At 41.5% G+C, this 7,036-nt stretch carries 6 protein-coding genes; all 6 read left to right on the top strand.

Annotated features, from left to right (window positions below; all coding sequences use genetic code 11):
- Positions 1-662: thiamine-phosphate kinase (locus tag AB1488_04200; protein ID MEW6409299.1), on the top strand; the 662-nt coding region annotated here is incomplete at its 5' end.
- A 129-nt stretch (positions 663-791) separates the two neighbouring features.
- Positions 792-1,238 (top strand): DUF2062 domain-containing protein, encoded by a 447-nt coding sequence (locus tag AB1488_04195; GenBank protein ID MEW6409298.1) that lies wholly within the window; start codon positions 792-794, stop codon positions 1,236-1,238.
- 31 nt (positions 1,239-1,269) lie between these two features.
- Complete coding sequence (locus tag AB1488_04190) at positions 1,270-2,115, top strand: site-2 protease family protein (protein MEW6409297.1); 846 nt, start codon at positions 1,270-1,272, stop codon at positions 2,113-2,115.
- A 119-nt stretch (positions 2,116-2,234) separates the two neighbouring features.
- Positions 2,235-4,433, top strand: coding sequence for an acetyl-CoA decarbonylase/synthase complex subunit alpha/beta (gene acsB / locus AB1488_04185; protein ID MEW6409296.1), 2,199 nt, complete (start codon positions 2,235-2,237; stop codon positions 4,431-4,433).
- Between the two features lie 96 nt (positions 4,434-4,529).
- Complete coding sequence (gene cooS, locus AB1488_04180; protein MEW6409295.1) at positions 4,530-6,521, top strand: anaerobic carbon-monoxide dehydrogenase catalytic subunit; 1,992 nt, start codon at positions 4,530-4,532, stop codon at positions 6,519-6,521.
- Positions 6,522-6,598: 77 nt separating this feature from the next.
- The coding region (locus tag AB1488_04175; protein MEW6409294.1) for an NAD(P)H-dependent oxidoreductase subunit E at positions 6,599-7,036 on the top strand (438 nt) is incomplete at its 3' end.

Raw genomic sequence — 7,036 nt, 5'->3', positions numbered from 1 at the left:
TGATAAACGTCTGTATCACAGGTGAGATAGAAGATAGCCTGTATATCAAAAGATCGGGTGCCAGTGTGAGCGATGTGATCTTTGTAACAGGTACACTTGGCGATTCAGCGATGGGACTGGAGATACTTAGAAAAAGTCAGAAGTCAGAAATCAGAAGTCAGAAGTCAGGAGACAGGAGAGAAACTTCAAAAAATCACAAGATACTAGGGTGTTCCATTTGGGGATCCAACGAGGAGTTTTTGATAAGAAGGCATCTGATGCCTCAGCCGAGAATCAAGGAAGGGAGGACGATAGCACTTAACCGTCTGGCAACATCCATGATAGACATCAGCGATGGACTTTCCTCTGATCTATGGCATATATGTGAAGAGAGTGGTGTTGGGGCAGAGATATATTCCACATCAATTCCTTTATCCGATGAATTGAGAGAGATTGCGGAAAAATCTGGCTGCAATCCCATCTGGTATGCATTAAATGGAGGAGAGGATTACGAGCTACTATTTACAGCACCTGAGGGACTGGCAGGAGAGGTTACCAAAAGGCTTTCTGCAACCATCATAGGTAAGATTCTACCTGTAGATGCCGGTGTAACAATTGTCGATAGTAAAGGCAAAAGAAATAAATTGATGGCAGGAGGGTACGACCATTTTAAGAAATCCTAAATTCGAAATCCTAAATCCTAAACAATATTTAAATCCAAATACTTAAGACTGTTTTGAATTTAGGTAATTTGAATTTGTTTAGGATTTAGATATTTGGATTTTGGATTTGTATTTTTCTTGGAGAACAAGATGGGTTTAAGGGATAGGATTAGAAGCATACTGAGTATTAAGGAATCTCCACACCGTATTGCGGCATCGTTTGCTATCGGGGTATTCGTCGCCTTTACCCCATCTTACGGACTTCATACCATAAGTGCTATCTTACTATCATGGGCATTTAGATTGAACAAGGTCGTGACACTCACAGGCACTCTGGTAAATAATCCATGGACCATAGCCTTTATCTACGGACCGAGTCTCTGGTTAGGTATGGTAATTCTTGACCAGCAGATAACAATATCCAGTATTCCATGGAAAGATCTCGGGATTAAAAATCTCCTCATTCAGTTAGAATCAATCCTCTTGCCATTTGTAATCGGAACCTTTATACTCGGCATACTGGCTGGCTTACTCTCATATCATATTATATTAAAAGCAATTTTGCGGATACGGAGTTCTAAAAAAGGAGGGTTTTAATGGTGACATCTTCATCAGAACGGAGTCACCTATGAATGGAAAACCAACTGTCATCCATATCGTCCTGTTCATTGCTACACTCTTTACAACCCTATTAGCAGGCGCATTAAACGCGGGTGTAGATCCTTTTGCAGATATTAGACAGATAAGCAAAGGTATACCTTTCTCATTTACACTCCTCGGCATACTACTGACACACGAATTCGGACATTTCATAGCATCGAGGCTTCACGGTGTGAGTGTTACATTACCGTATTTCATTCCAGCCCCACCATTTCCAATCGGGACATTCGGTGCACTGATCAAAATGCGCCCTCCTATAAGGGATAAAAGGGCACTCCTTGATATAGGGGCAGCAGGCCCTCTTTCGGGATTTGTTGTCGCAACGGCTGCAGTAGCTATAGGGTTGAGTCTATCAAGGTTAGAACCAGCAGGGATGGCTAAAGAGGGGGGACTTTCTCTTGGAACCTCAATAATATTTTCATTGCTAACGAGGGTGGTTCTCGGGATAAATGCAGAAGACTACGATATATATCTTCATCCTGTAGCATTTGCTGGTTGGATAGGGCTTTTCGTAACATCTATGAACCTTATTCCAGTGGGGCAACTCGATGGAGGGCATATCGTATATGCCGCCTTAGGAAGATGGCATGGAATTGTCTCCCGATTGATGATACCCTTATTAATAATTCTTGGTATATTCGCATGGCAGGGATGGCTACTGTGGGGGGTCTTGCTCCTGCTCATCGGCACAAAACATCCACCACTTTTATACCCGATCATACCACTCGATAATCGGAGAAAAGGTATCGGTTGGCTCTCTTTTATCGTTTTTATAATTACATTCTCGCCTGTTCCGATAGCAGTAATAAGTTAAAAACACTTTTTGCTTGACAGGTAAAGTGACTGTTGTTTAAACTTTTAAATTCCTGATTTAAATCATAAACTTTATTTTCTCTTAGTCTCTAAAATAGACAGAAAAGGAGAATACTGGTTATGTCAAAGATTATTGCATCAGCAGCCATAAGGGGCGCTCACCATCTCGTTAAAGAAGCTGAAGAGATGCTTGAAAAAACTATAGCTGAAAAGGGCAAAGATTTTGTATTTGAATTCCCTGACACAGCATTTTATCTTCCTATGATTTATGCTATGACAGGCTTTGCTGTTAAAACACCTGCTGATATGAGGGTTGCCCTTGGAATGGCAAAGGAATTACTTCATCAAGAGCCTGAAGAACATCTATGGAAACCATATCTTGGAGAGGCCCTTGATTCAGGGATGGCTACACTTTTTGCAGAGGAGATTATTCTGGCATTAAGATATATTAATGGACTTGAGCCAGCGGTTGACCCTGAAACAAACTATGTCTATAATGGATTTATTACAGATACCATCCAGAGGGATCTTGGTATCCAGCTCGTTGACGGCAGAATGCCGGGTTTTGCTGCGATTATAGGTGCTGCACCTGATGATGACACTGCTGTAAAGATTGTCAGAGAACTTCAGGAAAAAAATATTCTTATTTTTCTCTCCGGACAGGTAAATGGTAACAGTGTTACCAAACAGCTTTTACGAAAGAAGGTAGAGCTTGGATGGGATACATACATTGTTCCCCTTGGTCCTGATACAGAACACACACTTTATGCCCTTGACTGGTCAGTAAGGGCACCCCTTATCTTTGGAGGTAAAAAGCCCGGAGATTACAAGATACACCTGAAATATACTAAGGAGAGGGTCTTTGCCTTTGCCTTAGTCCTGGGCGAGCTTGATGATATAAAGTGGTCAACAGGTGCGGGGGCAATTAATATGGGGTATCCTGCTGTATGTGACACAGAGGTTCCTGTTATTCATCCGACAGGTGTATGTACTTATGAGGAGGTTGACAGAGAGATTGACCATAACAAGATTGTCGAGAAAGCGATAGCGGTAAGAGGGCTAAAGGTAATTGTTGAAAAGCCACCGATTCCTGTAGCTTATGGACCTGCATTTGAGGGCGAGAGGATAAGAAAAGAGGATATGTTTATTGAGTTTGGCGGTCAGCGTTCACCTGCTTTTGAATGGGTAAAAACAAAAGAATTAAATGAGATAGAAGATGAAAAGGTAATCATTGTTGGAAACGATGCAGAGGAAAAATTCAAAAAAGGTGGTGTTATGCCACTGGGTATTGTGGTTGATGTTGCAGGCAGAAAGATGCAGAAGGATTTTGAATCTATTATTGAAAGGAAACTTCACCATAATATAAATGAAGCGCAAGGACTCTGGCATATGGGTCAGCGAGATATTGTATGGATGAGAGTAAGCAATCAGGCATTTAATGAAGGGATCAATTTAAGACACATAGGTGTGATACATAATACCATGACTCACAACAGATTTAAGAGCATAGTTGATAAGGTTCAAGTTACCATTTATTTAGATGAAAAGGATGTCCTCGCAGTTCAAGAGGAAGCAAGAAAGTCGTACAAAGAGAGAGACAAGAGGCTTGCTGGTATGATAGATGAATCTGTAGATACCTTCTATTCATGTCTTTTATGTCAATCATTTGCCCCAACACATGTCTGTGTTATAAGTCCAGAAAGACTTGGTTTATGTGGTGCGTATAACTGGCTTGACACTAAGGCTGCTTTTGAGATTGACCCAACAGGAGGCAATCAGCCTATCTTAAAAGGAGAGATGATTGACCATGTTAAAGGGAGATGGACAGGTGTTGATGAATATTTAAAAAGTAATTCTGGAGGTCGTGTAGAAACCTTAAATCTATATACTATTATGGATAATCCTATGACATCATGCGGATGTTTCGAATGTATTGTATCAATAATACCTGAGGCAAATGGTGTTATGATAGTAAACCGTGGCTACACAGATATGACCCCAATCGGAATGAAATTTTCTACATTGGCAGGGACTGTTGGCGGAGGCACCCAAAATCCAGGATTCATGGGCATAGGGGTAAACTTCATTACCAGCAAAAAATTTCTTTATGCAGATGGTGGTATTAAAAGAATTGTCTGGATGACAAAAGGATTGAAAGAAAGAATTAGTGAAGAGTTTAAAAAGAGAGCTAAAGAAGAAGGTGTGTCAGATTTGCTTGATAAGATTGCTGATGAGACCATCGCTGAAGATTCAGAAAAACTACTTGAATTCCTTTCAGGCGTAGGGCATCCTGCACTTGAGATGGAGTCAATGATTTAACACAAGTGAGAAGTAAGAAGTAAGAAGTAAGAAGTTAAATCTTAACTTCCCAATTCCCATTTCCTACTTCCTACTTTGAAAGCGTGGAGGTAACAAATGGATAAAGCAATAAAGAGCGCTAATGAGGCAGCGGAAAGGATAATAGAATGGGGTGAAACCCATAATTTAGAGACATGCTTTGAACGCGCAGAAAAACTGAAGCCCTGCCCCATTGGTGCTTCAGGTGCATGCTGTAAGGTATGCCATATGGGACCATGTAGACTTGTGGGGAAAAATGCAGAGAAAGAGGCAAGAGGTGTTTGTGGTGCAACCCTTCCTGTGGTAGCTGCCAGATACATCGCAAGGATGGCAGCTGCAGGCGCAGCCTGTCATGGTGACCATGGAAGAGATCTGGTATTCACACTCCTTGCAGTTGCCAATGACGAGGCAAAGGATTTCCAGATAAAGGATGTGAGAAAACTTTATAGGATTGCAGAAATACTTGGTATTGAGTTTGGAAATGGAAGAGCTGTTAACGATGTTGCAAGGGATGTGGCCCTTAAATTTATAGAGGATTTTGGTCGTCAGCGTGGTGAGCTTAATTATTTAAAGAGGGCACCAAAAAAGACCCAGGAGAGATGGAGGAAATGGGGTATCGCCCCACAAGGTATAGATAGGGAAATTGCAGAAACAATGGACAGGACAACCATGGGTATGGATGCAGACCCAGACTCCATTTTAAATCAGGCCCTGAAAGTTTCCCTTGCAGATGGTTGGGGTGGAAGCATGATAGCCACCGATATATCGGACATACTCTTCGGTACACCTATGCCTGTTAAGGCTGAGGCGAGCCTGGGCATTTTTAGAGAAGATGAGGTGAATATAGTTATCCATGGTCATGAACCTTCACTTGCAGAGATGATAGCAGATGTCGTAAGTGAACCTGCTATAATAGAATATGCAAAATCAAAGGAAGCAAAGGGAATAAATCTCGGTGGTCTCTGTTGCACAGCCAATGAAGTGCTAATGAGACGTGGGATACCTACCGCGGGTGGCTTCACGAATCAGGAACCTGTTATCATGACAGGCTTGGTTGATGCAATGGTTGTTGATGTGCAGTGTATAATGCCAGCAATTGTAGAGATTTCAAAGAAATTCCATACAAAGGTTATAACAACATCTGAGAGGGCAAAGATTCCTCATGCAATGTATATAGAGTATGATGAACACAGGGCAAAGGAGATAGCAAGACAGATAGTGAAGATTGCTATTGACAATTTCCCAAACAGGATGGAAAGAGGAAGTCATATAACACAGAAATATCCTGTTATTGCAGGTTTTTCTCATGAATACATTGAGTACATGCAGGGTGGCTCATGGAGAGCGTCATTCAGACCCCTGAATGACGCCATTATGGCTGGAAGAATTCGTGGTGTTGTTGGACTTGCTGGATGTGACAACCCGAGGGTTCCATCAACAGGGCTACATAGATACTTAGCAATCGAGCTGATAAAAAATGATGTGCTGATTGTTTCATCAGGCTGTGGCTCTGCGGCATGTGGAACCGCAGGTTATCTCACACCGGAGATGGCATTAGAAAATGCAGGACCAGGGTTAAGAGAGGTATGTGAGGCAATTGGGATTCCACCGATCTTGCATATTGGTGCATGTATTGACAATTCAAGGATTCTTACAATAGCAACAGCTATGGCAGAAGAGGGTGGGCTTTCAGATGAGATTGGTGGAATGCCTGCAGTCGGTATTGCTCCTGAATGGATGTCAGAAAAGGCGATTGCTATTGGGTTTTATTTTGCTGCATCAGGTGTTCCGGTGATCTTTGGTGGTGAATCGCCTGTTGGAGCCAGTAAAGAAGTCACAAAGATTATGACAGAGGTATGGTTTGAGCGTTTTAAAGGATCACTTCATTTTGAGCCCGACCCTGAAAAGATACTCACCCTTACTTTTGATTATATTGACAGGGCAAGGGATACGCTTAAGTTAAGGAAATATGAACCAGGAAGGTTCGGCATGGAAAGGGTTCTTATGGATATGGCTGCAAGAAGAGAGTTAGAGAAGGCGGCAAAGGTTCATTCAGGAGTCGGTGGATAAAAGTCCAGTTATTAGTTGTTAGTCTAAAAACTAAAAACAAACAACTAAAAACTTTAAGATAGATAAGGGAGTTGCTCATGGAAATAGATGCAGATGAGATAATTGGACATATCGGTGAGGTGCTAACTGAAAATCAGAAAAAGAGAGGAATATTAATCCATGCATTTCAGAGGATCCAGGAGAAATATAATTATTTGCCTGAGGATGTATTAAAGACACTATCGCAGAGACTTAATATTCCACTTTCTGATATTTACAGCACAGCGTCTTTTTATAAGCAGTTTTATTTTACACCTCGTGGCAAGAATATAGTCAAAATCTGTATGGGCACTGCCTGCCATGTAAGAGGTGGGAAAAAGGTTCTTGATGCCTTAGAAAAGGAGTTTGATATAAAACAGGGAGAAACAACTTATGACCTTTCTATGACACTTGAGACTGTTGGGTGTATTGGCTGTTGCGGTCTTGCACCTGTAGCAACAATAAATGAAGAAATAATTGGTGAGATAGATGTGAAG

The organism is Nitrospirota bacterium (assembly GCA_040756155.1).
Classification (GTDB): domain Bacteria; phylum Nitrospirota; class Thermodesulfovibrionia; order JACRGW01; family JBFLZU01; genus JBFLZU01.
The sequence above is the reverse complement of the archived record's forward strand: the minus strand, read 5'-3'. Positions and strand labels throughout refer to the sequence as shown.